Source organism: Candidatus Glomeribacter gigasporarum BEG34, from assembly GCF_000227585.1.
Taxonomy (GTDB): Bacteria; Pseudomonadota; Gammaproteobacteria; order Burkholderiales; family Burkholderiaceae; genus Glomeribacter; species Glomeribacter gigasporarum_B.
Genome location: NZ_CAFB01000058.1, coordinates 12054 through 37403 on the forward strand (window position 1 = coordinate 12054; position 25350 = coordinate 37403).

At 51.0% G+C, this 25350-nt stretch carries 29 protein-coding genes; 21 read left to right on the top strand and 8 right to left on the bottom strand.

Annotation, left to right across the window (positions count from 1 at the left end):
- Positions 1 to 232: 232 nt before the first annotated feature.
- Genes traN through CAGGBEG34_RS07650 form a run of 4 tightly spaced genes read left to right on the top strand, consistent with a single transcriptional unit; the run spans position 233 to position 3864 of the window.
- A complete protein-coding gene (gene traN / locus CAGGBEG34_RS07635; protein ID WP_050009367.1) occupies positions 233 to 2347 on the top strand; it encodes a conjugal transfer mating pair stabilization protein TraN in 2115 nt (704 codons plus the stop codon).
- Between the two features lie 39 nt (positions 2348 to 2386).
- Entirely contained in the window at positions 2387 to 2671 is a 285-nt protein-coding gene (locus CAGGBEG34_RS07640; RefSeq protein WP_006683137.1) for a toxin-antitoxin system TumE family protein, read from the top strand.
- The gene (locus CAGGBEG34_RS07645) at positions 2664 to 3092 is read left to right on the top strand and encodes an HVO_A0114 family putative DNA-binding protein (protein ID WP_006683138.1); all 429 of its coding nucleotides are present in this window, start codon (positions 2664 to 2666) and stop codon (positions 3090 to 3092) included. Before CAGGBEG34_RS07640 ends, CAGGBEG34_RS07645 begins: the two co-directional genes overlap by 8 nt.
- Before the next feature lie 25 nt (positions 3093 to 3117).
- Positions 3118 to 3864, top strand: a complete 747-nt coding sequence (locus CAGGBEG34_RS07650; protein WP_006683139.1) for an SDR family oxidoreductase — start codon at positions 3118 to 3120, stop codon at positions 3862 to 3864.
- Positions 3865 to 3879: 15 nt separating this feature from the next.
- On the opposite strand, the gene CAGGBEG34_RS07655 is transcribed toward CAGGBEG34_RS07650, so the two are convergent.
- Positions 3880 to 4170, bottom strand: coding sequence for a hypothetical protein (locus CAGGBEG34_RS07655; protein WP_042688359.1), 291 nt, complete (start codon positions 4168 to 4170; stop codon positions 3880 to 3882).
- Between the two features lie 349 nt (positions 4171 to 4519).
- Between CAGGBEG34_RS07655 and CAGGBEG34_RS07660 the strand changes: the two genes are divergently transcribed.
- From CAGGBEG34_RS07660 to ltrA, 3 genes are all read left to right on the top strand, one after another.
- Entirely contained in the window at positions 4520 to 5326 is an 807-nt protein-coding gene (locus CAGGBEG34_RS07660; protein ID WP_006683140.1) for a hypothetical protein, read from the top strand.
- Complete coding sequence (locus CAGGBEG34_RS07665) at positions 5323 to 6978, top strand: ABC transporter substrate-binding protein (RefSeq protein ID WP_006683141.1); 1656 nt, start codon at positions 5323 to 5325, stop codon at positions 6976 to 6978. Before CAGGBEG34_RS07660 ends, CAGGBEG34_RS07665 begins: the two co-directional genes overlap by 4 nt.
- A gap of 470 nt (positions 6979 to 7448) precedes the next feature.
- Positions 7449 to 8765: a group II intron reverse transcriptase/maturase gene (ltrA, locus tag CAGGBEG34_RS07670; RefSeq protein WP_006683142.1), complete on the top strand. Its 1317-nt coding sequence runs from the start codon at positions 7449 to 7451 to the stop codon at positions 8763 to 8765.
- 230 nt (positions 8766 to 8995) lie between these two features.
- On the opposite strand, the gene CAGGBEG34_RS07675 is transcribed toward ltrA, so the two are convergent.
- Complete coding sequence (locus CAGGBEG34_RS07675; RefSeq protein WP_006683143.1) at positions 8996 to 9871, bottom strand: glycoside hydrolase family protein; 876 nt, start codon at positions 9869 to 9871, stop codon at positions 8996 to 8998.
- 46 nt (positions 9872 to 9917) lie between these two features.
- Between CAGGBEG34_RS07675 and CAGGBEG34_RS07680 the strand changes: the two genes are divergently transcribed.
- The gene (locus CAGGBEG34_RS07680; RefSeq protein ID WP_050009368.1) at positions 9918 to 11051 is read left to right on the top strand and encodes a PAS domain-containing sensor histidine kinase; all 1134 of its coding nucleotides are present in this window, start codon (positions 9918 to 9920) and stop codon (positions 11049 to 11051) included.
- A gap of 63 nt (positions 11052 to 11114) precedes the next feature.
- Here the strand turns inward: CAGGBEG34_RS07680 and CAGGBEG34_RS07685 are convergent, their stop codons facing one another.
- The 6 genes from CAGGBEG34_RS07685 to CAGGBEG34_RS07705 form a co-directional block, all read right to left on the bottom strand.
- Positions 11115 to 12443 carry a hypothetical protein gene (locus CAGGBEG34_RS07685; protein ID WP_006683145.1) on the bottom strand — a complete coding sequence of 443 codons (1329 nt, stop codon included), beginning with the start codon at positions 12441 to 12443 and terminating at the stop codon, positions 11115 to 11117.
- Between the two features lie 27 nt (positions 12444 to 12470).
- Entirely contained in the window at positions 12471 to 13580 is a 1110-nt protein-coding gene (locus CAGGBEG34_RS07690) for an IS4 family transposase (protein ID WP_006683146.1), read from the bottom strand.
- 486 nt (positions 13581 to 14066) lie between these two features.
- Positions 14067 to 14342, bottom strand: a complete 276-nt coding sequence (locus tag CAGGBEG34_RS07695; protein WP_006683147.1) for a hypothetical protein — start codon at positions 14340 to 14342, stop codon at positions 14067 to 14069.
- Positions 14343 to 14501 (bottom strand): helix-turn-helix domain-containing protein, encoded by a 159-nt coding sequence (locus CAGGBEG34_RS11140; RefSeq protein WP_158641842.1) that lies wholly within the window; start codon positions 14499 to 14501, stop codon positions 14343 to 14345.
- Between the two features lie 68 nt (positions 14502 to 14569).
- Positions 14570 to 15526, bottom strand: a complete 957-nt coding sequence (locus CAGGBEG34_RS07700) for a DNA-methyltransferase (RefSeq protein WP_050009369.1) — start codon at positions 15524 to 15526, stop codon at positions 14570 to 14572.
- Positions 15498 to 16151, bottom strand: a complete 654-nt coding sequence (locus tag CAGGBEG34_RS07705) for a hypothetical protein (RefSeq protein WP_006683149.1) — start codon at positions 16149 to 16151, stop codon at positions 15498 to 15500. Before CAGGBEG34_RS07705 ends, CAGGBEG34_RS07700 begins: the two co-directional genes overlap by 29 nt.
- Before the next feature lie 303 nt (positions 16152 to 16454).
- Between CAGGBEG34_RS07705 and CAGGBEG34_RS07710 the strand changes: the two genes are divergently transcribed.
- From CAGGBEG34_RS07710 to CAGGBEG34_RS09765, 13 genes are all read left to right on the top strand, one after another.
- A complete protein-coding gene (locus CAGGBEG34_RS07710; RefSeq protein ID WP_042688360.1) occupies positions 16455 to 16715 on the top strand; it encodes a hypothetical protein in 261 nt (86 codons plus the stop codon).
- Positions 16716 to 16842: 127 nt separating this feature from the next.
- Positions 16843 to 17676: a DUF4942 domain-containing protein gene (locus tag CAGGBEG34_RS07715; RefSeq protein ID WP_006683150.1), complete on the top strand. Its 834-nt coding sequence runs from the start codon at positions 16843 to 16845 to the stop codon at positions 17674 to 17676.
- A gap of 179 nt (positions 17677 to 17855) precedes the next feature.
- Positions 17856 to 18923, top strand: a complete 1068-nt coding sequence (locus CAGGBEG34_RS09760; RefSeq protein WP_006683151.1) for a RecT family recombinase — start codon at positions 17856 to 17858, stop codon at positions 18921 to 18923.
- A gap of 147 nt (positions 18924 to 19070) precedes the next feature.
- Positions 19071 to 19391, top strand: a complete 321-nt coding sequence (locus tag CAGGBEG34_RS07725; protein ID WP_006683152.1) for a hypothetical protein — start codon at positions 19071 to 19073, stop codon at positions 19389 to 19391.
- A gap of 172 nt (positions 19392 to 19563) precedes the next feature.
- A complete protein-coding gene (locus CAGGBEG34_RS07730; protein WP_006683153.1) occupies positions 19564 to 19962 on the top strand; it encodes a hypothetical protein in 399 nt (132 codons plus the stop codon).
- 113 nt (positions 19963 to 20075) lie between these two features.
- Positions 20076 to 20462 (top strand): pentapeptide repeat-containing protein, encoded by a 387-nt coding sequence (locus tag CAGGBEG34_RS07735; RefSeq protein WP_006683154.1) that lies wholly within the window; start codon positions 20076 to 20078, stop codon positions 20460 to 20462.
- 151 nt (positions 20463 to 20613) lie between these two features.
- Positions 20614 to 21570, top strand: coding sequence for a YqaJ viral recombinase family nuclease (locus CAGGBEG34_RS07740; protein ID WP_006683155.1), 957 nt, complete (start codon positions 20614 to 20616; stop codon positions 21568 to 21570).
- Between the two features lie 197 nt (positions 21571 to 21767).
- Entirely contained in the window at positions 21768 to 22442 is a 675-nt protein-coding gene (locus CAGGBEG34_RS07745; protein ID WP_006683156.1) for a hypothetical protein, read from the top strand.
- Between the two features lie 153 nt (positions 22443 to 22595).
- Positions 22596 to 23015 (top strand): antirestriction protein ArdA, encoded by a 420-nt coding sequence (locus tag CAGGBEG34_RS07750; protein WP_006683157.1) that lies wholly within the window; start codon positions 22596 to 22598, stop codon positions 23013 to 23015.
- Positions 23016 to 23110: 95 nt separating this feature from the next.
- Positions 23111 to 23491, top strand: a complete 381-nt coding sequence (locus CAGGBEG34_RS07755) for a hypothetical protein (protein WP_006683158.1) — start codon at positions 23111 to 23113, stop codon at positions 23489 to 23491.
- A 49-nt stretch (positions 23492 to 23540) separates the two neighbouring features.
- Positions 23541 to 23939: an antirestriction protein ArdA gene (locus tag CAGGBEG34_RS07760; RefSeq protein WP_158641843.1), complete on the top strand. Its 399-nt coding sequence runs from the start codon at positions 23541 to 23543 to the stop codon at positions 23937 to 23939.
- A 92-nt stretch (positions 23940 to 24031) separates the two neighbouring features.
- Positions 24032 to 24382, top strand: coding sequence for an antirestriction protein ArdA (locus CAGGBEG34_RS07765; protein ID WP_006683160.1), 351 nt, complete (start codon positions 24032 to 24034; stop codon positions 24380 to 24382).
- A gap of 132 nt (positions 24383 to 24514) precedes the next feature.
- On the top strand, positions 24515 to 25114 hold the full coding sequence (locus CAGGBEG34_RS09765) for an antirestriction protein ArdA (protein WP_006683161.1): 600 nt from the start codon (positions 24515 to 24517) through the stop codon (positions 25112 to 25114).
- Positions 25115 to 25350: the final 236 nt, after the last annotated feature.

Genomic DNA, 25350 nt, shown 5'->3' on the forward strand with positions numbered 1-25350 from the left:
CNCATGCGATNNANNCAAGCAGACTTACGAGAAAATAGACGATATCGCTAAATGGTTCGGCGATTGCAAAACAGACACCGAGTATCAGAAGCGCGAACGCCTGACGCATATTCCTGAATATCACCACTGTACGCGGCTGTATAAGCCCGCAGGCGGCTGCACCATTCAGCATACTATCGAGATCGATACGGAACCCACCGATGTTGTGTTTTTAGTGGACAACTCTGCTTCGATGGATCCCGTGATTGCCGATCTGCGGAATAATGTCCGCACCTTTGCTAATTTGATGATGCAGGGCAAGGCGCATAACCTGCGCATGAGCGGGGCCGCCTATCGGGACAAGGACTATCTCTGGAATAACATCCCCTTCAGCTACGCCTACAGCGATTTCCAGCACTGGATCAACGGCGTTCGGACGGAAAGGGCGGAAACCTATCCGTTCGCGGTCGTCCGATGGGCCATCGATCACTACCCTTGGCGGGAAAATGTCCATCGCATCATCGTGCTGATTGGCAACGACGATTACGGCTGCGGTTTTAATCCAGGCCAGTCTTTCTGCCCCAGCCGAGCGGAGATCATCCGCGCGCTCCAGGAGAAGGGCATCCAGCTGTATATTTTTCACAATAATGCAGATGTCCAATCCATCGGTATCCCGCTGGCGGATTATTTTGCAGGCCCGAAACTCCTCAAATTTGCGCAATTCTTTACCATCGTGACCGACCACTGGTCGCCGCAGTCCTGTATCAATGACGCGCGGGCCACTTTGGAGCCGTTCTGTAAAGGCCGCTATACGCCCTGGCCGAGGGATGAGAATGCCTGTGTGACGATTTCCGGCTTTGACATCTGCAAGGGTGATCCGCTCTATCAGAAGCTGAAAGCCCCACCCTTACCCAATGTCCCCCGACAGGCCGCCCGCGTCGAAGTCTCGGCGCTCTCATGCGACTACAACCACGGACAAGGCACTTGCTGGGTGGATGCGCAAGGCCGCCGGCAATGCTTGCGGAATGATCAGGACATCGACCAGTGTCAGACGTATGAGCGCAATTCCGCCTGCGGTTTTATCAGCTCCACCTGCATCGGTGGCACTCAAGGCGTGTCTGGCCACTGCTATGTGCGGGAGGACACTTACGACTGCGGCAAGGAGGTCAAAGTCCCGACGCTCGATAAATCCACGAAGTACCGATGCGCGGGGCCGGTGCGCTGCATGGGCGAGGACTGCCTGAGCGTCGATCAGGAAGCCAGCACGGATTTTGCGAAGGCCGCCGCGCTGCTCCAGGCCGCGCAGTTCATGACGCAGGACACCGATTGCGAAGATGTCACGGGTCACGACAATTTGTACTGCCGCGCCTTTACGGGCCAGCCCAGCGAATGCAAGGTTGCCGTGGGCGGGGTGCAGAACTGCTGCAAAAATCCGCAGTATCCGTCGCTCGGCGACTATCTGACGTTGATTCTATCGATGCCAAAACTGGATACAGCTCTGATGGAGATTGGGGACAGTAGCGCGCTGGCAGGCGTGAAAGGGGCGTATCAGCTGCTCCGCAATCCGGTGCTGAAAGGCTGGACGGAAGTGACCAAGCCCTTCGCCTCTTTCCTGGAAAACATCACGGGCGCAGTTCACTCTTTTACACAGCCGGTCTCCACGGTCGGCCGGCAAGCGGTGTCCAAACTCACTGGAGAAGTCACCAAAGTCACCACCAAAGTGATCGGCAATGCCGCCTCGTCAGTGGGGAGCGCGGTGCCGGTCGGCGCGCCGAAAAGCATGGCCGAACAGATTCTCGGTTCACAAGGCGCGGCGATGCTGTCTACGGCGATGACGGCGTATACCGCCTACGTGGTCACGCTGATGATGATCAAGCTGATCTGGAAATGCGAAAAGGCAGAATTCGAGATGAACGCCAAACGGCATCTGAAAAGCTGCACTTATCTCGGTTCCTACTGCAAGACGGACGCCATTGGGCTGTGCATAGAGAAACGGGAATCGTACTGCTGCTTTAACTCGCCGCTGTCGCGGATTATTCAGGAGCAGGTGCGGCTTCAACTGAGGATGCCTTTTGGGGATGCCGAGCATCCGCAGTGCGACGGCATTCCGATGGAGCGTCTGGCGGAGGTGGACTGGGGCCAGGTCAATCTGGACGAATGGTTGGGAATCTTGCAGGAGAGCAGGCATTTCCCGGAGCCTGGTCATTTGACACCGGAGGCGCTGACGGGCCAGGGCAGCCCGTTGAATACGGAGGGGGATCGGAAAGAAGTGATCGAGCGGACGCGCAAACGGCTGGAAGGGGTGGAGGTCGATGCGTTACGAAAGAAGGCGGGGAAGATGGTGAAACCGGATGTTGGAGCGGAGTAGGGCTTAGCGCGCCCCATAATATAGGGTATGATAAGCCCCATGAAAGCCAGGTTGATTCATGCCTTTAAGCAAATCTATGGTGCTGGCCGAATTGAGGGTGTTATTTGGGATGTACCCATGCCTGTACCGCCTGGTCAACACAAAGTGAAATACCGACTGGTTTATATCGAGGGCAAGCAGCGCATCGTGGGTTATGACAATGAGCGCGGCAAGGGTGATCACAAGCATATTCGAGAGGTGGAAATACCCTATGTATTTGTGGATGTCCCAACCCTACTGTCGGATTTCATGAAAGATGTAGAAGAGGTACAAAGATATGAGTAAGAACATTTTGCATATCGAAATCCAGCCTGTTAGAGCGGCTCTGGATCGTTTTGGTCATGCTTTGCAAAATCTGGAAGAGGGGAAAACAATAGAACCCTACTACGGGATCGGCTTTGAAACACCGCCCCAATTTGCCCGTGTTTTTACGGAAAAACGCTGGGAACTGATTGCAGCGCTCAAGGATGCGGGTCCCCTCACGATCTATGCACTGGCTAAGCAGCTTCACCGCCATTACCGAAATGTCTATAAGGATATTCAAGCGTTAATGGAATGGTCCGTGGTTGAAAAAGATGGAGACGGGCATGTTTCCATTCCGTGGGATGCGATTGATGTGCGCCTGCCGTTGAAAAGAGCGCTGCCAGGTATGGTCCATCCACCGTCTGGAGAGGGCACGGCAGCATATGGGGGGATGGCGGAGTGAGGCCCTGTTATGGGTTGATTGGGAAGTGCTCGTACTGATTACCGGCGCATCCAGTGGCATTGGTGCGGCCACTGCAAGAGCTTTCGTAAAGGCGGGCAGTTCGGTCATGGCCGCTGCCCGCCGCAGAGATCGTTTACAGTCCCTCGCGGAGGAATTGGGACCTAAGTTGTTGCCTCTGCAGCTGGATGTGCGGGCGCCCGCTACCCTTTCAAAACTGCCCGAATCCCTTCCGCAGGATTTTTCCGAAGTGGATGTCCTGGTCAATAACGCGGGATTGGCGCTGGGGCTTGAGCCGGCCGACCGTGCGCAGATGGACGATTGGCAAACCATGATCGATACCAACATCAGCGGTTTGGTGCAGATGACCCACGCATTTCTGCCCGGCATGGTCCAGCGCAATCGGGGCCACATCATCGATATCGGCTCTATCGCGGGGAGTTATCCGTATCCAGGCGGCAATGTCTACGGGGCCACCAAGGCCTTTGTGCGGCAATTCAGTCTGAACCTGCGGGCAGACCTAGCGGGCACCGCATTACGGGTGACGAATATAGAGCCGGGTCTGTGCGAGACCGAGTTTTCCCAGGTGCGTTTCAAGGGGGATGCTGCAAAAGCCGCAGCGCCCTATCAGGGTACGCAACCTTTGACCGCAGCGGATATTGCAGAATCAATTGTCTGGGTGGCCACACGGCCTGCACATGTCAACATCAATCGCCTTGAATTAATGCCCGTGGCGCAATCGTTTAGCGCCTTTCATGTGCATCGGGAGTCCTGATTTTTCGGATTTCCTTCAATGGCCAGCGTCGGTTCTGTAGCCAGCAGCCGTTTGCGCCGTGCCTGATGCTTCAATCTCTGAAACTTCTAAAAAATCTTGTTGAAATCGTTCTCGGAGCGATGTACCGAGCTCGATAGGCTCTGCATTCCAGGCTTGATGAATCACAGAAGCCAGACCATGAAACAGCGAGGCCAGCTCGTTGCATTTCAGCTCATAAAAACAGTTCAATATGTCTTCCAAGCTTGGATGGGCACACTTGTTTTCGTAAATCTTTTGCGTCAGCGCTTCTTGGGTCGGGTTTATCATGGTCTTTCTCCGGTGATCTCTTTCGAATACGGCAGGCCGCTGTGCTCATAGGCCGTACAGTCGCTCGACCCAAAGGGAAACGCATGAAAGATAAAACAACACACATTTGTGTGTTTTCAACGTGGCGTCGAAGTTTTTTATGGTTTTATGGGAAGGTTTTGTTTTTCTCCGATATTTCCAAATCAGGTCAATACCTGATTGATATGAAAATTCAATCTGCAAATAAATTAGGAAACCGCTCAAATATTAACTTTTCAAGTTAATTATATATTGAATAGGAAAACACATATCAAAAAATTAGAGTTAGTGTTCAGTCAGTAAAATTATCTTACCGGCTGGAGAAAGCATTATGAACGCAACTCAGATGCTGCCTGATCTAAAAAGTGGTCGTGGAACAATCAGCTGCAGCGGCGAATTCTTATCTGATTTTGTAGAAAATTATCGCGATGCAAGTCATGTAAGAGACGCACAGACGAGAAAACATCTGCTGGCAAACCATTATGAGGCTGCAGTTAACGGATTAGGAATTGATGATTTCATTTGCGCTACTCCTCGTGAGATTTGGATAGACGATGTGTTTCAGAGAAAGTCTAAACTAAATTTAGATTCCGCCATAATACATTCCGAATACGAGAATGTGATGCGAGCCGAAAAATTTGAAAATCAAGTGTTTTTAACGAAACGCCCTATCAATTTTAATTGCCGCAGTATTTACTTTAATGGCCGGATTTCTTTTGAGAACACAACCAAAATCCCTATTTCAAGCGCAGATAATAAAAAAGTCATTGCATTTCTGACTATTTTTCAGAACTTGACTCCACAACTGTCTTTACAGAGATTGTTCAACCTCTATCAAGAGGCTTTTCCCTTCTCTAAACAAAAGGCTATTCAGCATTTATTGCGACATCTGGAACTGGATTGCTGTTTCAATCCTCTTAGTCTACCCACTTCTAAAGAGATGCAGATTTTACTTGCGATGTGTGAATCTTCCCAATGCAAAGTGCTTGCTCAACAGTTTGAGGTTTCCGTTCCAACCATGAGTAATCACACCACTCATATTCGGGACAAAATAGTCAGCCCGTTTACTCTCCGCCATGTTCTATCCAAATTGCGCACAACAGGTAAAGGCTCCGCGACAAGCACTGATTTTTTATGAAAACTGAGACGCGACCTCTCATGAATGCAGCATACCATTTACTTTTGGTGCTGGCGCTTAGAGCAGGGATCATCTTCATGGTCGAACTGATGACGTATTGTGGTGCGTATGCAAATGACTTGACAAAACCTGGATTGCCGATGAAATCTCTTGTGTACTGTTCTGAAGCCAGCCCAACGGGGTTCGATCCTAATAGATATATAGCAGTTTCAGACAATGCGGTGGCGGCAACGGTCTTTAACCGGCTGCTTGAATACAAGCTTGAAAATACCAACAAAATCGAACCTAGTCTCGCCGAACGGTGGGACATTTCCCCTGACGGCCGGGCCTATACTTTTTATCTCCGGCGCGGTGTGAAGTTCCATGCCACGCCGTGGTTCAAACCCACGCGCGATTTCAACGCCGAAGATGTGGTCTTTACCTTCGAACGGATGCTTAACCCGAATATGCCGTTTAGCAAGGCGTATCCGGCTGAATTTCCTAGCTACATTAGGGAGCTTGAGAAGATCATTGCTAAAACTGAAGCGCTTGATCCTTATACTGTTCGTTTCACGCTCCATTCAGTCCATGCGCCGTTTCTTTCTACACTTGCGATACCCTCGGCATCGATTTTACCCGCTGAATACGCGCAGCAATTGCTGGAAAGAGGCAAGCCGTCAGAGATCAATCAGAAGCCGGTTGGTACCGGCCCGTTTATTTTCCGAAAATATGATAAAGATTCAAACCTTGTGTTCGACAGCAATCCAGAATATTGGAAGCCTGAGGATGTGCGCTTGTCCAAGCTGATCTTTTCTATTACCCCGGATGCCGCCGTGCGGGCGCAAAAACTGATCAGGAATGAATGTCAAGTCAGCGCTGTCCCGCGTCCCGCTGATATCGCGGTGCTGCAGAAGGTGCCTCATCTCCGAGTATTAAAGCAGTCCGGTTTTACGATGGGGTATCTGGCATACAACACGACTCATCCGCCACTGGACGATGTGCGAGTGCGCCGTGCGCTGGATATGGCGATTGATAAAAAGGCAATTATTGATATAGTTTACGACAGCCACGCACAAGTGGCCGTTGTGCCGATGCCCCCGTTGCAATGGGGGTATGACAAAAGTTTGAAAGACACGCCGCGTGATGTAAAGCAGGCCAGGAAATTATTAGCTCAAGCAGGTTATCAGAATGGCTTTACTGTTTCGCTGTGGGCTGCATCAGTACAGCGGCCTGCTCTCCCAGCCTCCCGTTTGATGGTTGAAATGATCCAGGCAGATTGGGAAAAGATCGGCGTGAAAGCCAAGATCGCCACGTATGAATTGGCGGAATTCTTTAAACGTGCAAATAAAGGAGAACATGACGCACTACTGACCGGTTGGATTAACTACAGTAATGATCCTGATGAATGGCTATCAACCGTACGTTTCTCGCACTGGCGCAACAAAGAGTTCGACGACTTACGCCAGAAAGCACAACAAACGGTTGATACTGCGAAGCGCACTCAGCTCTATCTAGAAGCGCAGAAAGTGTTTAAACGCGAGCAGCCGTTTACCCCCATCGCCTATGCGACCGACTACCAAGTGATCAATAAACATGTGACGGGCTTCAAAATCAATCCGCTCGGCCCAGCGATTTTTTCTGGCGTCGGGATTGGCACGCCGGTACAGGAGTAAAACAAATGGGGTGAAAGTCCCCTGATGCCAATTGCCTATTCGGGCGTCTAGCAGGAGGTAGGGTTTGTAAAGCGATTTGCAGGCTCAAGTGACCTTGAACGATAAATGCAAAACAGCGGGCTACAACGAAAGTGAACCCGTATAAGCCTCGTGAACCCAGAAATGCACTTGCCGACCGTATTTAGGCTACGGGAAGGCTGACAGAGGATGGAATACAAATAGGCAGTTGTCCCATCTTACAGGTGCCGGGGTGTTTGGGGTTGCACGCTGTGACTGTTTCACGTCGTAGGCCGGGAGGTCTGATAGGGAACCAGTTGGCCGCTGGAAACGGCATTGTATAAGGCGAAACCGAAGTCAATGCAGGCCCTATCAGAATTCCGCGGGGCTCATAGTACCGCTTGTATTGTCCGGGAAACCAGACGAGAGGGAAGGGGCCCTACTTCAGTTAACGAGTCTTGAAGGAGTTGAGAATGTCCGATTGCTTAACCGCTAGGAACGGAGCCCTAAAAGTCCGACAGCTCCAGAGAGCTCTATATCGTAAATCCAAGCAGGAAAAGGAGGTCAGATTTTACAGTCTGTACGATAAAGTCTATCGAACCGACGTGCTCTGGGAGGCTTGGCGGCAAGTCAAAGCCAACAAGGGCGCGCCTGGGGTTGATGGAAAGGCCATAGAAGAGGTCATCGCCCAAGGAGAGGCAGAAGTGATCGGGGCATTGCAGAAGCAACTACGCGAGCAAAACTACCAGTTCTCCCCCGTCAGGGTGGTAGAAATACCTAAACCGAAGGGGGGAACGAGGCCGCTAGGAATAGCGACGGTAGAAGACCGCATTGTGCAGACGGCAATGAAACTGGTCATGGAACCCATCTTTGAAGCGGAATTTCAGGAGTGCTCCTATGGATATAGGCCGAGACGAAACGCCAAGCAAGCCAGCGAGGCGATTCAACAAGATTTATATCAACAGGCATGGAGCGTTGTGGAAATTGATTTCCAGGCTTACTTCACCCGTATTCCGCACAATAAGCTCCTAGAGCTGATCAGTCGCAGAATATCGGACGGAAGCCTGCTGAAATTGATCAAACAAACGCTCAAGATTGGCATCAGCCACAAAGGGAGTGTGCAACCAACGAAAATTGGAGTGCCGCAAGGCTCCCCGACTTCCCCGTTGTACAGCAACATTTACCTGAACGTCATCGACCGAAAGTGGCAGGAAGAAAAGTGCCCAGAGAAACTGGGCGCAACGCTACACCGCTACGCCGATGATGCCGTGCTGGTCTGCCGAAAGAGCGCCCAGACTGCGCTACAAGCATTCTCTGAAATGGCAAGGGAGATGAGACTTACGCTAAATAGCAAGAAGACGCGGATAACGAAGCTGACTCAAGGATTTGACTTTCTTGGTATCAACTTTGTGAAACGCAAAAGCCTGACCAGCGATAAGAACAAAATCTACCGTTTTCCCTCAAAACAATCACAACAAAACATCTGTAACAGACTGCGCGCTTTGACTTCACGAAGGGCACCCATAAAGCCTGAAGAGTTTATAAAACAAATAAAACCTATTGTGTTGGGTTGGGTCAACTATTACCGACATACAAATGCCAGCAAAACTTTTCGGAAATTACAACACTTTATAAATGCCCGGTTCCGAAGATACTTAACCAAACGGAGTAAAGGTCATGGGTTTGGATGGAAGAAATATCCAAACAGCAGGTTGTACGCAATGGGGATGCCCTATATTGCGGGTGGCGTGCTTGAGCATTCAGGAATCCTTGCGCAAGGTTTACGATGAAGACTGTCGGACCGCTGTATTCGGGAGAACTGAACGTACAGTGGGATGAGAAGGGGATGATGAACCAGTGATGACGAAGCTAATGAGGCACTGCACGGAGAAATCCGCAGCAACAGATAAGCTGAGTCTAATACTGCTGAGTCATTCCTTTACTCTAGCCGAGTAAGGCGCTAACAGCTATGCAGGCAGCAGCGGTGGCGTGGATTTTAAGCGCAGGACTGAGCAATTTACTAATTACTAAAGTTGCTTGTGTGATGAATAAGAAATTCCTCGTCAGGCATGCCAGACAGTGCATTCTCAACAGGCGACTCTTCCTTCCAAAACGAAGGAAGTTTTTTGCCACCCCGCATTCCGTACTCTATAAAAGGAAGTGGGTTACTTTCAGACAAGTAGGTATCATATATGTATTTGAATCCAGGGCTGCAAGGCCCAGGATATGTCATGCCATCAGCCTTTAATGAGGCAAATTCAAAAGCACTGGCCGCTTCTTCCAGCAAATACTTCCTTGTCGCGCTAACGCAATCTTCTTGGGTAAAGCTAGAATCCCTAGTTTCGAGAAGAAAGTTAACAAGCTTCTCTAAATGTGTTTGAGTCAAATTATCAATTATGCTTCTGAATTCAGAATTGGGTTTCTCATACTCTTCTTCCACTATTTGTAGATATCGATTAAACGCTACGCTTTTAAGCTCTTCCCAATGAATTACTTTATAAGAGATACCACATTGTCCAATCGCTTCTAAAAATTGTCTATTATCAGCAACCCACTTTTGACCTAATCCTGCGGCCTCACTTTCTGCTTCTGTAGTTGACACGTTCTTGTATAACCTGAGGTTATGCCGGTGTAAGCCATCTGTTATAACCACAATCAATTCTGAGATGCGAATGGCGCTCTCGTTGTTGTTTTCATCCCTAATACATTGTTCATTGGTTTTGCGAAGCAGATCGACAAATGCCCGAAAAGAATCGCCAGATTGTTTATGCTCATTGCTGATTTGGTGTGGTGATTGCATACTGATGCCTATTACTATCTTGATAGGCTTATTCTTAATAAGGCTGTTTTCTAGGATAAATTGCTCCAGTCCTTTAAAATAAGCTATTTTTGCCATTAGGAATATCTTGAGAAAAGAATATTAATAACGTAGATTTACAATTATGCACCAAAAATACTCCGGAGAGAAGCTGTCCACACAATCCACTATGTATTCAAAGCTTGACGAAATTTATCTTGCCTCTAAAGAGATTTTAAATAACTTCTTAGTAGAAAACTTGCCTATCAATATCTTTTTAGTCAATGAAGAAGGCTATGTCTGCTGGGCGAACAAAAAACTACTCAATGTTGTAAACATAGGCAGCGTGGAAGAGGTTAAAGGACTACATATCAATACTTGGGGTAACTATAGATGGGATTATATCCAGCAAATTATTAAAACCGAACAGGAAACTACAATAGAGGAAGAATACGCGGGAACTTATTTTTTAGTTACTAGGAAACCAATTATAAAAGACCATAAAGTCATAGGTGTCCTCGGAATATCCCTAGACATCACTGACCGGAAGAAAGCAGAAATAGCCAAAACCGAATTTCTGGAGAACATGCGTCATGATATGCGCACCCCTATCGGCGGCATGGTGGGGCTTGCACACATCATGCAAAAAGAGGCAAACAACCCGACGCTGAAGAACATTGCCGACATGCTGGTCAGTACCAGCGAGGCTTTTCTGGGTTTTATGGATGAAATCCTAAAGACCATTAGTCTGGATGAGATACCTCTGAGCTGTCAAAAATTTTCTCTGGAACATGTGCTTAAATCTGCTTTAACGATTCTTCAATCGCAAGCCGCTGAAAAGCACCTGGCTTTATCCCTGGAACAGGATTTCTTCCTGCCACCTACTCTGATAGGCGATAGTCTGCGCATCAAGCGAATCGTTTTAGAACTGATCACGAATGCGCTGAAATTTACCGAAAAGGGGCATGTCAAGGTCTCTACACGACTGGTTAAACAAGAAGCCCAACAAGCGATTGTACAAATCAGCGTTCAGGATACGGGAGAAGGGATACCGGAAGACCAGTATCAGGTCATTTTCAACAAGTTTACCCGTTTGTCCCCTGCGTATCAGGCGAAGTATCAAGGCCCAGGCTTGGGGTTGGCGAACGTTAAAAAGTTGATTGAAGACCTAAATGGAGAGATTGAGGTGCAGAGTACGCGGGGTGAAGGCTCAACCTTTACCTGCACGATTCCTTTACGAATGTCTTTGCTGGAGGGTGGCGCAGTAGAGTCCACGTGAGCAAAATGGTGCGAGCAGGATTATATTTGCTTAAAGAGCATCGGTAACGTCGCGCAGCTCAGGTTAAGGCCCCCTCGGTTTGCTGCTCCCTACATCGGGGTCCCATACTGGGTCTTGTCTGTGAACAGTCGTGCTCTCATAAGACGGCTGCATGGACGAAGGCTGGACAGTTCCAAAAAAGGCAATTGGATTAGAGGAAACGGGATTTTGTGCTGGCGTCTGTTGCGTGAGACTGGCCGAAGCCCTAGTGGGGTCTATTTGGCGCAAAAGCGATTGTAGAAGATTTAGCCTGGACCAGCAGGATGCCGGAACGCTGGCTAGGTTCAGTCTTAAATAATCCGGCCAGAAATGTTCTGGCAAGGAAGTAGTTGTATCTTGAAACCGTTTCTGGCAAATCTTCAAGGCTTGGTCAAATGTGTATTTTAAAAGCCTTATTGCCATCCTATCTAACAGTCTATCTACCTGACATTTCATATAATTCGACCATTTCCCATCCGTGTCTGCTCGCGTCTGGCAAGCGGTTCTCAATGTTCTGTTTTCAAGCTTGTCAACATGGGTTATATCCTTGGATTTTATACGGGTGATATCCCCAAACATATCGTTTAGACTTTTGCCTTTATAGTCTTTCGCATTCTTATATTGCTCCTGAATGCCCGTACTCAGTTGATCATGATAGCCCTTGAGAATCTGGAAGGCCTCTATAAAATGAGGATGTGTCTGAACACAGAGCGTGAGCCGTGGGAATGCGGCATTTAAGAACCAATCCGGCGGCGTAAACAGTTGGCCCAAGGGCACAGAGGGTGTGGGTTGGTCTGACAACTTACCCAACTCGAACCCTAACTGTCCTGCAGAAGCCACCAGCCCCCCCAGAACTTTCAGAAAGAGCGCATTACTGCTGAGCTTTGACAAACCAGTTGAGAAAGCGTTTTTGACGCTCTCAAACAGATCAACTTTACTTTTAAGCCCCTCTTCCTCTTCATAAGCCTTGTACAGTTCCAGGCGATCCTCGACATAGGCTCGGCTCAAGTCCATTAGTGCCCCCTCATAAACCTTAGAAAGGGTACCTGCGTCCCGATAGGTCTGCACCATCCCGACCGTTTTCTGTGCGACATAAGTAATATTTGTGTTTATAAATACTTTCTTATGTTGATCGTGTTTACAGACGATTCCAAGTTCCCGCTCCATAAACAAGAGAATGGATTTCAAGCGATTAACAATCCAATCTGTTTTATCCGAACGCCCCTGCGCGGCAAGGGCTTGCGCCAAGCCTTGTGCTTGTAGCGCTTGCCTAAGCTGATCTACATAAGGTTCTATTGATATTTCTGTCGGTTTAGGCAATTGAGGGGTAATCTGTCCCAAGACAGCAGTCACTTGGTCTGAGGATTTTGGCATGGCTAGGCTCTGTACACGACAAAAATATCAGGATGCATAAACGGGTTGTGGCTCAGCGCCCGCTAACACCTGCACGCACTGGCTGAACCGCTCAGCTACCCAGCGAAAAGGACTGATGACCTCACGTAGAAAATCCAATCCATAACGGAAAAACGTGTATTGCGGCCTGCTGCCTTCTGGAAACTGTTTGCTGAGGACGGGTTGAGTTTTCGCGTGCCATTCGCCCACTTTGTGCGCCCACACAAAGCCAATGGCGAGCAGTGTTGTCAGCTTTGTCATCCGTTCTGGGTCTGTGATATGGGTTTCCTCGAAACGGAAGCCACGGCCCTTGAAGCTCTGAAACAAAGATTCGATCTCCCATCGGCGTTTGTAAATCGAGAGTGCGTCTTTTGGATTCGGGTGGTTCGTTGCTACGATCAAAAGTTCTCCCCGTTCTGATCGGGAGCCGGAGAGATAAACAGGAACTGTCTGATCAAAGAGTGCCACCGCAGCCGGGAGTGTCATGGCGTCCTTCGGATTGAGCCGGCTGAAAAGCTGTTTGGCAGCCCAGTCGCGCTTGCCTTGCGTGCGGGTAAAGGTATTGCCCTTGATGCGAATATAGAAAGGAATCTGACGGACCTGAAGCCATTGGCACAGATAGCCGTTTGCAAACTCCCGGTCAGCCAGCACGCCCGCAATACAATCTCGACCGAAGGCATCCAGAAACTGTTGGAGGAGACTGTACTGCTCTTCGTGGTTGGAACTGCCCCCTTTGGGCAGCACTGTCCAGAACAGCGGAATCGCCAAACCCTTATACGTTGCCGCCAGCATGAAGATATTGATGTGTCGCTTGCCCCATTTCCAGTTCGTGCGGTCTATCGTCAAGTAGACTTTCTCCCCAGGCTGGAAGCACAGATTGAAAATCCATCGGGCAATGGGAGCAATATCAATTTTGAATCCTGCAAAGAAACGTTGCAGACGGCGATAACGCGAATCCCTCTGGGCCGCGCCGCTGCCCGCAACTGCTATCGCCTTCAAGCTCACCGATCCGGCGGAAAATAATCCTAACAACATGTGCGCAAAACAACTGATTCGGGCTTTGTTCCAGGAAAGATGATGCTTTAAACTGGCTTGCAATTCGCTGAGTGCGGCGAGCATGGGATACCTCTTTGTGGGTATTTAGAGAACCCATAGCTTACTGCGAGCAGCGAATTTTTTATGCCTGCCCGCTCCGCGCTATGCGCGTGGCTATTTTTGTCGTGTACAGAGATGGCTAGGTCTCTTTTATGATTATATGATCACCCTGAAAAGCGCATTGAACATACACGACATTCTTGCGGAAAACCAGAACATTTGTAATCCGTGAAATCTACGGAAGCAAAGCCACTGAATTCATTTACCAAAATAAACTGAACTTAAAGAGCGCAAACAGGTTTTCGGCTCTTCACTTATATTGATGTTAAACTTGGCTGGGCGCTTTGGCGTAGCCCATTGTCCGACGCTGCATTAAGGACTCAAGCGATTTGCCCTGCACGGGCGCTCGATCTGCACCTTATCAAAATCCTGTTTGCAGGAATATATATCGCAGCACTGGGTTCGCTATCGCCCGCTCGCCGTATCGGGTTAAGGCTGGCGTCAAATTCTCTATGCTGCTTCCAGCAAAATCTGCGTCATTTCCTTGAGCACGTCCCGCTCTTTTTCCACAATGGCATGCCGCTCTTTTTCCAGCCGCGCCAGTTCGCCTCGCAGAGCGTCTAATTTTGAGGACTCGGAACGGGGCGCTGCCTTCGGCAGATGGGCGGTCTCGGCGACAGCGTGCGCAGATTTGGCGACCGCTTTCAGTTGACTTGCTCGCTTGCGCTTGGCGGGCTGCGCTTTTTGACTGGCTTTCCGCCACCCTATAATAGTGCTCGAACTCACCTAAAATTGCTCCGCGACCTCCCTGATCTTCTTGCCTTCCTCAACCAGCTTCAAGGCCTGTGCCTTCTCGTCGTCGGTAAATTTTCGGCGGGTGGATGGAATCTCCTGCACAAATTCTTGCGTGGGCTCCTGCACGAGCAATCCTGTTTCCTGGCTCATAGCTAGATTTTTGAAGGCTGGAAAGCAGTGCAGTGTAGACACAGGCGAATGCTGAAGGCAACCTTTCGTTATGGACCTGCCGCATGGGCTGTTCTCTTGATAGCCGCCTGAGATTCAAGGGTCAATCGCGCTCTAGCGGGTACGGGCGCGGATAGATACTCGCCTGAGGCGTGAACGCCCGTTTCCGCGCGTATCCGCTGCGCTGCCAAGACACAATAAGGATAGTGGTTATCGATCAACAGGCAGCGCCTTTGCAACTGTAGAGCTGCAATGCCCGTGGTGCCGCTGCCTGCAAACGGATCGACGACCAGATCGCCTGGTTTTGTCAGCAGCCGGATGAAAAAGCGGGGAAGGGCAACGGGATAGACGGCCGGATGGCCTTTATTGCGCGCCTCTGGACTGACATGCAGCACGTTATCCGGCAGCACATGGGTTTTCCCGATCCAGGCGCGCATCGCACGGCGAAAACCGCTGCCAGTTTCGGAGAGGTGCGGTGCATACTCATGCGGTTGGATTCTTTGTATTCTGTTCCAAGATGAAGCGGCTATCGGCCTTTTCACCGCCTCATGGTTGACGTAGGGCCTTTGGGTCTTGGCTAAATGGAACAGATATTCCCAGCCATCGCGCAGCCGCGTCGGCCAGAAGCCCGGCATGCTGGTCTTTTTATGCCAGATATAGTCATCAATGCAGTGCCAGCCGAGTTGCGTCAGCCGCTCGATAGTGTGCCAGACGTAGCGATGCCGCACGCCATCGACAATTTTCCCTTTGAGATTAAGGATAAAGCTGCCATGCGCCTTCAAGGCTTGCCAGAAAACGGGATGAAAACGGATGAACCAATCCGCGTAATCCTGGGGCCGGATACTGGCGTAGTGCCTTTTGCGGGCGTCGGCATAGGGCGGTGAAGTGAGGATCAAGTCCACCTGATCGACAAATGGCCGCAGTTGCGCGCTACTGTCGCCATACAGGATTTGACACAGGGACTCGTCCTGAGCGGGATCAAACAGGCTCATCTGCCCCGTTTGCATCCTGCACTTCTTCCTCAGACACCTCTGAGCCGTCTTGTGTTTCCGGTGTGGCTGGTTCCTCGGTTTCAGCCGTTTTGTCTTGAGCGTACACGGCTTTTCTGGCGCGATACTCCATACTGAAGATGCGCCCAGCTAAGGTGAAGAGCTGTTGCTGCCACTGATAATTCGCTTCTAAGCGCTGCTGGCTGGTCAGCACACTGTTCAGCCACAGGGTATCCATTTGCCCCATCAACTTGTCCAGTTTTCGGATCAGACCCGCAAACTGGGCGGCCCGCGGCGAACTGATTTCGATTTCATACTTTGCAGGATGCGTATACGTCGGCATCGCCTGGATGCCGTGCTCATCCATCAGCGCCTTGAGGCGGGCCGCTTCCTGATCAAAATCCCGATCTAGCGCCGCCATCTGCTCACTGATCCATGCTGCCAGTGGATCAATCGCTTCCTGCTTGCCGATGATGCGCAGGATCACATCCAGCGAGAGCAGCGCCCTTTGCACGCGCTCAAAGATGCGCGCAGTTACGCGCTGCGCTTCCAGGCTATTGACCGTCAGCCGCTGCTTGAAGACAGGGCGGGAATAGACGGCCTTCTCCTTCGTTGGCGGCACGGCGGATTCGGTGTCTGGCATGGCGGACCTGTTTAAAAGGGATGAGAAGGGATCACTTTTGCCTGGCTTGAAGGTAGCGCAGCATCCGCTTTTACGATGACAGCGAAAAGACGCGCCCAGAGCCGTTTCGAGCGCATCGGTCAGCGTCAGTAGCGGTTAAGCTGCTTGCACTGTCTTGATCGCTGTATGGCGATACACAGTCAGGTCGCTGGCCTGGATAAACAAGCAGCTTGGATCAGGGCGGTCGAGAGATCGTCCATTTTTGAAAACCCTACTGGGGGCTGCCTCAGTAGGAGGGGCTCCCCATTTTTAAGGAGCGTCCCGATGAAATTACTGTTCTTCCTTGCCTTTTTGGGCGCGGGCATTGGCGTGCTCGGTCGATGCGCATGCGTAACGGCCAGGGCCTTATCGTCTCTGGCGCGGCATCTGCATCCGCTGCTACGGCGCTGCATGGCTCGCCTTAAGAAAGCCTGGGTTGGCCGCAGATCGCCGCAGTCTGCACCGATCACACCACTCTCGGAGCCGGACTGGAAAACGCTTGCAAAAGAGCCTGCGATTTTCCGAAAAGGCACGATGATCTGGTGATGGGTGCAGGTGCAGGCCTGGCGTCCAACCGCGCAGCTTAGGATCACTATTTATTCACCCCACGGGGCACTTTTCGCCCCTTGGGGAAAGTGCCCCTTTTTCTTTTCTTTGAAAGAGGACAAGCACGATGAAAATCGATGTCACCGCCGAGCTCATACAAAACGTCAATGTAGACGCGCTACTGAATCAACGAGAAGCTGTGTTAGAACGTATAGAGCAGGCCATTACTATTCTGAAGGAAGCGCAGACAATCGCTGAGCAAGCGCATCTCAAAATACTGTCCTTCTCTATGGAGTCCATCTGGACAAGTGAGAGAGCTATAACGAGGCGCTACTGCCCGGAGGATTGTCCGAAATTAGCGGAACTCATGGATGAAGCGCGTCAATTGATTGATGCCTCAGCTTGGCAATATCTGATGGATGCGTCTGATTTACGCCTTTTTATGGATGAAGCCGCCCATGATGAATGGAAAGAAATGCTGAAGCCAGATCACTGTCCGGTGCTGACCAGAGCGCAGATTGAAACCACTTTTAGCCGCCTGCATGCAGCCCGTGAGGAGATGTTTGAACGTAGCATTCTGGATGCATTCCGCAGACTTTCCTGGAATTACATAACCAAGCAGCCTGTTCAATTAGGCAAGCGTCTCATTGTGAACGACCTGCTGAGTACTTGGGGGCCAAACCATATGAGTTTCAGTGGCGAGATGACCCGTCGCTTGGATGAGTTGGTGCGTGTGCTTTCTGTGCTGGAGGGCAAACCTGACCTCAGTTGTCATGAATGTATCTATCACTATCTCAAGCAGGCTGACTTCGAGGGTTTTTGTGAATGGAGCGGCCCTTACTTTTCTCTGCGTTGGTACAAGAAAGGCACAGGGCATTTGACATTCAGCCGAGCCGATCTGGTGGACAAGATGAATCAGATCATGCTTAAACACTACCCAGACGCCTCAGCCGCTTGCTAAGCAGCACATCTGAATCGTTGTCGTGGAGCTTGAATAGGGACTCCTTGGCGACTTGTACATTGCAATGGACAGCCGCTGCACGCGGCCTTTGCAACTGCTATGTGTTCACCCCACGGGGGCACTTTTCGCCCCTTGGGGAAAGGGCCCCTTTTTCTTTTCTTTGAAAGAGGACAAGCACGATGTCTCAAGAGCAATCCAAAAAACTGATGGTCCGTTTAGGCGAACGCTTTGGCGTTGATCCCGATAAGCTGTTTGATACCTTGAAGTTGACAGCCTTTCGGATGAAAGAGGGCAGAGTTCCCACCAACGAAGAAATGATGGCGCTGCTCATCGTCGCCGATCAGCATGGCCTGAACCCATTTTGCCGAGAAATCTATGCGTTTCCCGACAAGCAGGGCGGCATTATGCCGGTGGTCAGTGTGCGCGGATGGGAGCGCATTATTAACGAGCACGCGGCATACGATGGCATTGACTGGGCTTATCCCAAGGATCCAAACGACTGGGTGCAAAAGCCAGGCGCGAAGACGGCCTGCTTTCCGTGGATCACCTGCATCATGTTCCGCAAGGACAGAAGCCATCCGACCCAGATCACGGAATTTCTGGATGAAGCCTATCGCCCGCCGTTTACCGGAAACGGCAAGAACGGCCCGTACACGGCAGAAGGCCCGTGGCAGACGTACCCCAAGCGGATGCTGCGCCATAAGGCGTTGATCCAGTGTGCACAGGCGGCCTTCGGCTTTTCTGGCCTCTATGAGCCGGATGAAGCAGAGCGCGCGCGGGAAATCGGCCTGCCTGCCATAGACAGTGCGGAGGCGAACGCACGGCGGGTGCAATCTGAGATAGAGGCTTTGGAGCCGAAACTGCGCCCTTTTTTGGAGCGCGCCCGCGAAACCAATGCCTGGCAAGGCGCGCACGCGCTCGTGCGTCAGCGTTTCTCTGGCAACGAACGGCTCGCAGCCGAAAGCTATCTACAGGGCGCTGCCAGTCTGTATCAATTGCAACAGGCGCAGGATGTACAAGAAGCATCGCCGGTCATGGCGGAAGCGCCTGCGATAGAAGAGGTGGAGGTGAGTCGAACAGACGAACCCGTGCAACACAAGCCCCTTCGTCCAGCGTCTAGCGCGCGGAAACGACAGGCGAATCAGACCAAGCTGCCGGATTTCCTGGAGACCGCAGCGGCAGAAGCGGTCATGACAGAAAACGTGGCCGCGCCTTGTGCTGCGCCCTCTGCTGACACAGCGGTATAGAGCGCCATTGGATGCCGACTGAGCAGCGCTTTTCGGCGCTGTCTGGAAGGTGTCCATGACCATCACTTGTTTCACCCTGCTGGGGAACGCGCCCCAGCAGGGGGCTTCCCTGGGTGGGTTCATCAACACTTTGGGAGGTCATTCACGATGCACGCGATTCAACCGGAATCTGTAAAAGAAAAAGCGGAAGCGAGTCACGCTCGCAGCACGACGGAAAATGTCAATGAAGCGGTCCAGGCAATCTCCCATTTCAATCTGGAGATCGAAGTCTGCGGCCAATGGGTATGGGTGTACGGCGATACCAAACCGTATCGGGAAGCGCTTAAGGGGGCTGGCTTTCGCTGGTCGCCGAAAAAAATGTGCTGGTATTTCCGTTCAGAAGCCTATCGATCTCGCAGACATCCACTTTGGTCACGGGAAGAAATTCAAGAGAAATACGGCAGCGCGATAGTCAAAGAGAAAACCTGACATCCCACTGTCTTCATCTGTTCCAGCGCATCTGATCTATAGAAAAGCATGGCCTGAAATGATTCAGGTTGCGCGTGATCAAGTTTGTTGTATCCCAGTCGGGGAAATGTCCCCACTGGGGGATATCTCCAGGGCTGGGTTTTTTGACCTGTAACCGTTGGAGGTATCCAAAATGATGAACACCTTGTACGAAAACCAAACAGTCTATACGCCTGAGGGCAATGATTCGCCTGGGTATCCCACCTCATGGGGCGTGCCGCTGCCGCGTTATCAAAATTGCAGCGGCGATGAAATACCTTCAGGCCTCTATCTCGCGCTTTGGCACGGACGCAGGACACCGGATGAAAAGAGTGAGGGCCGGTGCTTTGATGCTCCCATGATCGGCCCGTTGTCCTGGGTCCACATGACCGACATGCATATTTTGCGATTGGATTTTTCCGATCCAGAGGTTGCCGAGCGCTATTTTCCTGGGAAGGATGAACGCGAATGGGCACTGGATATTGCTGAGGGCATGATCCAGTTCGATGGCCGCTACTTTGGAAGTTGGACAGTATTTGTGTATCTAGATTGAACCTGAAGAATGAGTTGACAGCCAGTCGAATAAAAATTTTTCACCCTGCTGGGGAAGGTTCCCCAGCAGGGAGCCTCCCTCAGTGGATTTTCAACACACTTTCGGAGGTCGATATGTTGATTGAAATCAGAGAACGGTTCAGCGGCCGTGTCCTGTTTGCGCACGATCATGAGCGCGGCACGATGCGTATAGCGCTGGAGGCGGCGGTTAGAAGACGCCGGAATTTATACGGCGCAATGCTGATGGGCGTCAATCTCACTGGCGCGAAGCTGCGTGGGGCCAAGCTGTGCGATGCGGATTTACACCAAGCGTGGCTCGGGTGCGATCTCAGTGAAGCAGACTTAAGCGGCGCTGATTTGCGCGGTGCGAATCTATCCAATGCCAACTTGCAGGGCGCGGTTCTGCGGTGTGCGCATTTGGACAGGACGAATCTGCGCCGCGCAGATTTAAATGGGGCGGATGTGGATCCCCTCTTCGATCTGCGCGGCGCAATCCTATAAGCGCCACTTGTGCTTTGCAGCAGGGCGGTTATTCGGTCCGCCTGATAGCGATATCAGGCGTTCATGAAGTCGGATTTATCTCATCCCAGCAGGGGAATTCCCTGCTGGGGAAAGCTCGCCTGCTGGATTTTTTATTCACAGGAGGGCCCTAATGAAAATTATCGATATTGCACAGCGTTCCAATGCCTGGCATGTCTGGCGTCGCCGAGGGGTAACCGCTTCGGATGCCGCAGTCTTGCTGGGCCGCTCGCCCTACAAGACGCTCTGGCGTCTGTGGGCTGAGAAGACGGGTATTGCGGTGGAAGAGGATGTCTCCCGCAATCCTTTTGTTCAGTATGGCCTCTGCAACGAGGACATCGCCCGTCAAGCCTTTGAAGCCAGGCATGGCGAAATCTTGCTGCCGGTCTGCGTCGAAGACGAGGCACTACCGCTGATGCGCGCTTCTTTGGACGGCCATCTGGCGAACCAAGCGCCCGTTGAGCTGAAGTGCCCCGGCTCAAAAGTCTGGGAAGCGGTGCGCGCAAAAGGCGCGGAGAGCGAAACCTTCCGGCTCTGTTATCCGCAAGTGCAGCATCAAATCCTCGTGACGGGTGCGGACGATGGCTATCTCGTGTTCTGGCATCAAGGCGAGATACAGGAGTTCCAGATACCGCGCGACGGCCCGCTGATTCGGTCGCTGATCGAAAAGGCGATGGATTTCTGGAAACGGGTGGAATCCAAACAGGAACCGGCCAAAGACCCTGAGCGGGACGTGTTTACGCCCAAAGAAGGCGAGCAGGTCGCGCAGTGGGCCGAAGCCGCCGAACGCTATCAAATCTTGAATGCTCAGATTACTGCTTTGAAAGAGCGGCTAGAAGGGTTGAAAGCAGAACAAGGGCGGCATCGGGATACGCTTAAATGCTTGATGGGACCTTATCTGCGCGCTCAGTGCGGCGGCATTCGGGTCGCCCGCTATGCCGTCGCAGGCAACATCCAATATGAGCGCCTCCTGCAAGACAAGTTACCTGCTTTGCCGCAGGAGGAAATTGAGCGCTATCGGGACGCGCCGTCAGAACGATGCTGCGTCAGGGTGATAGCGCCTAAACAGCAGAACACTGCATGGCGCTAAAACGGAGCGTAAGCATCAAGCTTCCGTTTGATCGGAATAGCGCGTGGCAAGCGCCCTTCCTTCTTTGAAAGGAGAGACCCTGCTGGAGAGGAAGGGCCGCGCTGATCCAACACTTTTTACCCTGCTGGGGAGAGACGCCCCGACAGGGGATATCTCCCTAGGCAGTTTTTTTCATCTTAACCTTTGGAGGTATCCACATGAAAGAAGCCGATCAAAATATTGAAAAAGCCTGTGCCGCTTTTGTAGACGAGTACGGCACACTGGGGCAGGCGCTTTTGAAGCGCACGCAAAACAATCTCGAAGAAGCCCGATGCGCGATAGAAGACCGGTATCAAGGCGAGTACGAATGGATAGGAGATTTTGCTTTGGCTTACCTGAAGAGCCAAAGCGATTCCAACGATGTGCTGCTCTGTAGCATCAATTTTGAACGTTTCGTCTATTGCCTGCGGAGAGGTTTATTTCCCAGAGGCGCGTTCTTTGAAATCCATTTAGACGGGAGGGTGCACGTATTCAGCCAGGATGATCGCGTCTCGCCGCTCACGAGAGTGTACAAAAACTCCCGGAAGGCGCGCGCTTTTATTGCCAAACACGGCAAGCTAGGGCAAGCGCTTTTAGGACAGACTCGGTATGTGCTTGAGGAAGCCCACTGCCTGATAGAAGACAGGTATCAGGGCCGTTATGGCAGTACGGAGGATTTTGTACGCCATTATGTGAGCAATTGGGCGCTAATCCCGGATGATTTACGTCGCTATATTCTGTGCAACGGCTATCTGGAGCAGTATCTGTTTACGTTTAAAGACGCTCCGTTCTTTGCCCTCACAGTAGAGGATCAGGTACACGTGTTCAGCAGAGAGCAGGAAGCGCATCAGTAAAACGTTTCCCTTGTTGAAAGCAATGGCCGAGCACGTCTCTTTTACAAGCGTATCAGGGACTGGTGTGGTCTTTTTACCCCGCTGGGGAGCTTCCCCAGTGCGGGAATCTCCTTGAGTGGGATTTTTAAATTCTAACTGAAGGAGAGATGAAAAATGTCAACAACGCATGAATGTGAAAAATACGTGGATTTTGTTGCTAGGCACGGAACGCAAGGCAAAGAATTGTTGGTCGAAGCAAACTATGATCTTCAGCAGGCTGAACGTCTGTTCGAGAAAAAAGCGTGCACGGACTTTATCACCACACACGGCGAAGTCGCCAGAGTGCTTTTAGAAGACAGAGAGTATTCGCTGGCAGATGCCGAGCGTCTAATGGATGAACACTATGAAGGTGCCTATAAAGATGAGACGGATTTTGCTCGGCATTATGTGGATTGCAAACTGACAGAGGCAGATTTTGACGACTGGCTGGCAGAATATATCGACTATGCGCGTGTCGCAAAACGCCTATTGACCAGCCGCGAGTTCTGGACTGTCTATGCTGAAGGCAAAACGCATGTATTTACAACCGTTTGAGCTTTAGGCAAGGCGTATTTTTTGACCCTGCTGGGGGAAATCCCCAGCAGGGGGATTCCTCCAGCGGTTTTCAACCCAAACCTTTGGAGGAAATCATGAGTGCTCATATTGTCGGTCACGAAGTCATCTCAAATATCCTGGGATGCTATGCCGCATGTCGGCGCAAGGAACCTTGGCTACCCGGCGACTTATCTGATCGAAAAATTCGAGAGATGGGTCAGAAACTATTGGATGCCAATTGCATCAGTGTTAATTACCGTTACAACGATACTAACGATGAGATATTCGAGTTGGACAGCGAAGAATTCCACCAGCCGTGTTCGATAGCGCAGGCTATCAAATATTGCCACTGCTTGAATTACCAATCCTGCGAGTATCCTCAGTGGGAGCGGTCTGAAGCTAAAACGCTGCTCGATGAAATGCGCGAGACCTTTGTTCGGCATATGCCAGGCTACGATGAGGCACAGTGGTGTTGAAGGGGCGCTTAAACAGCACATTCAACAAACTTTGAGTTAAACGAAGAATTTGATTATTCACCCTGCTGGGGAGTTCCCCAGCGGGGGGATATCTCCAGGCAGGGATTTTTCATCTCTTACTTTGGAGGTCATCAAGATGACGGAAGCAGATGAAAACAATGCAAAGGCGCGAAAAGCCTTTTTTGAGGAACACGGCGCGGCACTTGCCGAAGCAGTATTAGAACACACAGGCGGCGACCTCTCGGAGGCGGAGCGCCTGATGGCGGAATGTTATCAGGGTGCTTACAACGACGAGGTGGACTATGCCGTGGAGGTTTTCGACGAGCAAACCGCCATGCCGGACGGCCTACGCTGTTATATCGATTATGAGCGCTTTGCCATGCATCACATCGGATGTGACTGCTTCACCATCGAAGCGGACGGCCAGGTGCACATATTCAGATACTAAGTTTCTTTATCGAACCCCGCCGGGGACTCTCCCGGCAGGGGAGACCTCCTGCGGGATTTTTGATCATCCAACACGTTTAGGAGGTCTCTCATATGACGACGATTTGGGACGCGGATATGAATCTGCACGACGCATTTCTTGCGCGCAAAGCAGAGGAAAAAGCGCATGGGAACGAGCATGAATACGGCGAGGCATTGATTGAAGCACTGATGAAACGCAGGGGTTACAGCCGTCAGCATGCTCAAGAAACGCTGGAAACAGAATACCGAGGCGCTTTTGATCATGCGGCAGATTTTGCTGAACACTTTGTAGACAGCATGGCTCATTTTCCAGATTTCTTAAGTGTTTTTATTGACTATGAAAGATTAGGAAAATGGCTTCTGACATCCGGTACGTATCAGACCATGACCCTAGAAGAAAAAATGCATGTCTTCAAAAGATAATGTTTGACGTGAAACACTGCTTGTTTCGATCAACAGCGTTCTAGCCGATATGTTATCCCGCTGGGGGGATTTCCCCAGCAGGGGATATCTCCAGGCAGGGATTTCTCATCCCTCACTTTGGAGGTATCCAACATGACCATTCACTGCAACAACCATGAAGAGGCCTGTGCCGCTTTTCTTGCCAAACTCACTGCATTAGGCAAAACGCTTTTGGCAGAGACGGGAGAAGACCCACAGGAAGCCGAGCGCTTGATGTTTGAAGGCTACCAAGGCGCTTACGAAGACGAGCGGGACTTCATCAGGCAGTGCCTGGAGACTGCGGTTGTAATTCCGCCCAAACTCCAGGTCCATTTCGATGACAAAGTGTACGCGCGGCAGTTGCTTGACGAAGGCTATTTGACGGTCGAGTTGGAGGGTCGTGTGCACGTGTTTAAACAGAAAGAAAAAACCCGAACGGCCTTTATCGCGGAATATGGCGCGGAACTGGCTGAAGCCGTGTTAGAGCACGCAGGCAACGATCTTTCAGAAGCGTGGCGCTTGATGGCTGAAAACTATCAGGGCGCTTACAACGACAAGACAGACTATGCCGTAGAGGTTTTCGATGAGCTAGCTTGCATGCCGGATAACCTACACGGTTACATCGACTACGAGCGGTTCGCCGATCATCTGCTTAGATGTGGTGACTATTTCACCCTCGAAGCGGGCGGTCAGACGCACGTGTTTAAGTATTGATTGGCATTTCCTTTACCCCGCTTGGGAGGTCTTCCCGGCAGGGGGGAGCTTCAAGGCGGCTTTTCTCAATCCCACCTTGAAGGTATTAAACATGATGGTGAAACACGAGGATAAGACTAAAGAACTTGAGTGCTTTATCGCTGAACATGGTGCGCTTGGCGAAGCGCTTTTAGACATGTTGGATGATGACCTTGAGGAAGCCCAAAGTTGGATGAGGCTTTATTACGGTTCCTACG

Coding starts and splice junctions, on each gene's coding strand:
- CAGGBEG34_RS07725 (WP_006683152.1), top strand. CDS start 19,071: ATGCACGCGATTCAACCGGAATCTGTAAAAGAAAAAGCGGAAGCGAGT.
- CAGGBEG34_RS07675 (WP_006683143.1), bottom strand. CDS start 9,871: ATGGCAAAAATAGCTTATTTTAAAGGACTGGAGCAATTTATCCTAGAA.
- CAGGBEG34_RS07655 (WP_042688359.1), bottom strand. CDS start 4,170: ATGATAAACCCGACCCAAGAAGCGCTGACGCAAAAGATTTACGAAAAC.
- traN (WP_050009367.1), top strand. CDS start 233: ATGGATCCCGTGATTGCCGATCTGCGGAATAATGTCCGCACCTTTGCT.
- CAGGBEG34_RS07740 (WP_006683155.1), top strand. CDS start 20,614: ATGAAAATTATCGATATTGCACAGCGTTCCAATGCCTGGCATGTCTGG.
- CAGGBEG34_RS09760 (WP_006683151.1), top strand. CDS start 17,856: ATGTCTCAAGAGCAATCCAAAAAACTGATGGTCCGTTTAGGCGAACGC.
- CAGGBEG34_RS07680 (WP_050009368.1), top strand. CDS start 9,918: ATGCACCAAAAATACTCCGGAGAGAAGCTGTCCACACAATCCACTATG.
- CAGGBEG34_RS07745 (WP_006683156.1), top strand. CDS start 21,768: ATGAAAGAAGCCGATCAAAATATTGAAAAAGCCTGTGCCGCTTTTGTA.
- CAGGBEG34_RS07750 (WP_006683157.1), top strand. CDS start 22,596: ATGTCAACAACGCATGAATGTGAAAAATACGTGGATTTTGTTGCTAGG.
- CAGGBEG34_RS07710 (WP_042688360.1), top strand. CDS start 16,455: ATGAAATTACTGTTCTTCCTTGCCTTTTTGGGCGCGGGCATTGGCGTG.
- CAGGBEG34_RS07685 (WP_006683145.1), bottom strand. CDS start 12,443: ATGCCAAAATCCTCAGACCAAGTGACTGCTGTCTTGGGACAGATTACC.
- CAGGBEG34_RS07640 (WP_006683137.1), top strand. CDS start 2,387: ATGAAAGCCAGGTTGATTCATGCCTTTAAGCAAATCTATGGTGCTGGC.
- ltrA (WP_006683142.1), top strand. CDS start 7,449: ATGTCCGATTGCTTAACCGCTAGGAACGGAGCCCTAAAAGTCCGACAG.
- CAGGBEG34_RS07735 (WP_006683154.1), top strand. CDS start 20,076: ATGTTGATTGAAATCAGAGAACGGTTCAGCGGCCGTGTCCTGTTTGCG.
- CAGGBEG34_RS11140 (WP_158641842.1), bottom strand. CDS start 14,501: ATGAGCCAGGAAACAGGATTGCTCGTGCAGGAGCCCACGCAAGAATTT.
- CAGGBEG34_RS07660 (WP_006683140.1), top strand. CDS start 4,520: ATGAACGCAACTCAGATGCTGCCTGATCTAAAAAGTGGTCGTGGAACA.
- CAGGBEG34_RS07755 (WP_006683158.1), top strand. CDS start 23,111: ATGAGTGCTCATATTGTCGGTCACGAAGTCATCTCAAATATCCTGGGA.
- CAGGBEG34_RS07665 (WP_006683141.1), top strand. CDS start 5,323: ATGAAAACTGAGACGCGACCTCTCATGAATGCAGCATACCATTTACTT.
- CAGGBEG34_RS07765 (WP_006683160.1), top strand. CDS start 24,032: ATGACGACGATTTGGGACGCGGATATGAATCTGCACGACGCATTTCTT.
- CAGGBEG34_RS07690 (WP_006683146.1), bottom strand. CDS start 13,580: ATGCTCGCCGCACTCAGCGAATTGCAAGCCAGTTTAAAGCATCATCTT.
- CAGGBEG34_RS07700 (WP_050009369.1), bottom strand. CDS start 15,526: ATGCAAACGGGGCAGATGAGCCTGTTTGATCCCGCTCAGGACGAGTCC.
- CAGGBEG34_RS07705 (WP_006683149.1), bottom strand. CDS start 16,151: ATGCCAGACACCGAATCCGCCGTGCCGCCAACGAAGGAGAAGGCCGTC.
- CAGGBEG34_RS07645 (WP_006683138.1), top strand. CDS start 2,664: ATGAGTAAGAACATTTTGCATATCGAAATCCAGCCTGTTAGAGCGGCT.
- CAGGBEG34_RS07730 (WP_006683153.1), top strand. CDS start 19,564: ATGATGAACACCTTGTACGAAAACCAAACAGTCTATACGCCTGAGGGC.
- CAGGBEG34_RS07715 (WP_006683150.1), top strand. CDS start 16,843: ATGAAAATCGATGTCACCGCCGAGCTCATACAAAACGTCAATGTAGAC.
- CAGGBEG34_RS09765 (WP_006683161.1), top strand. CDS start 24,515: ATGACCATTCACTGCAACAACCATGAAGAGGCCTGTGCCGCTTTTCTT.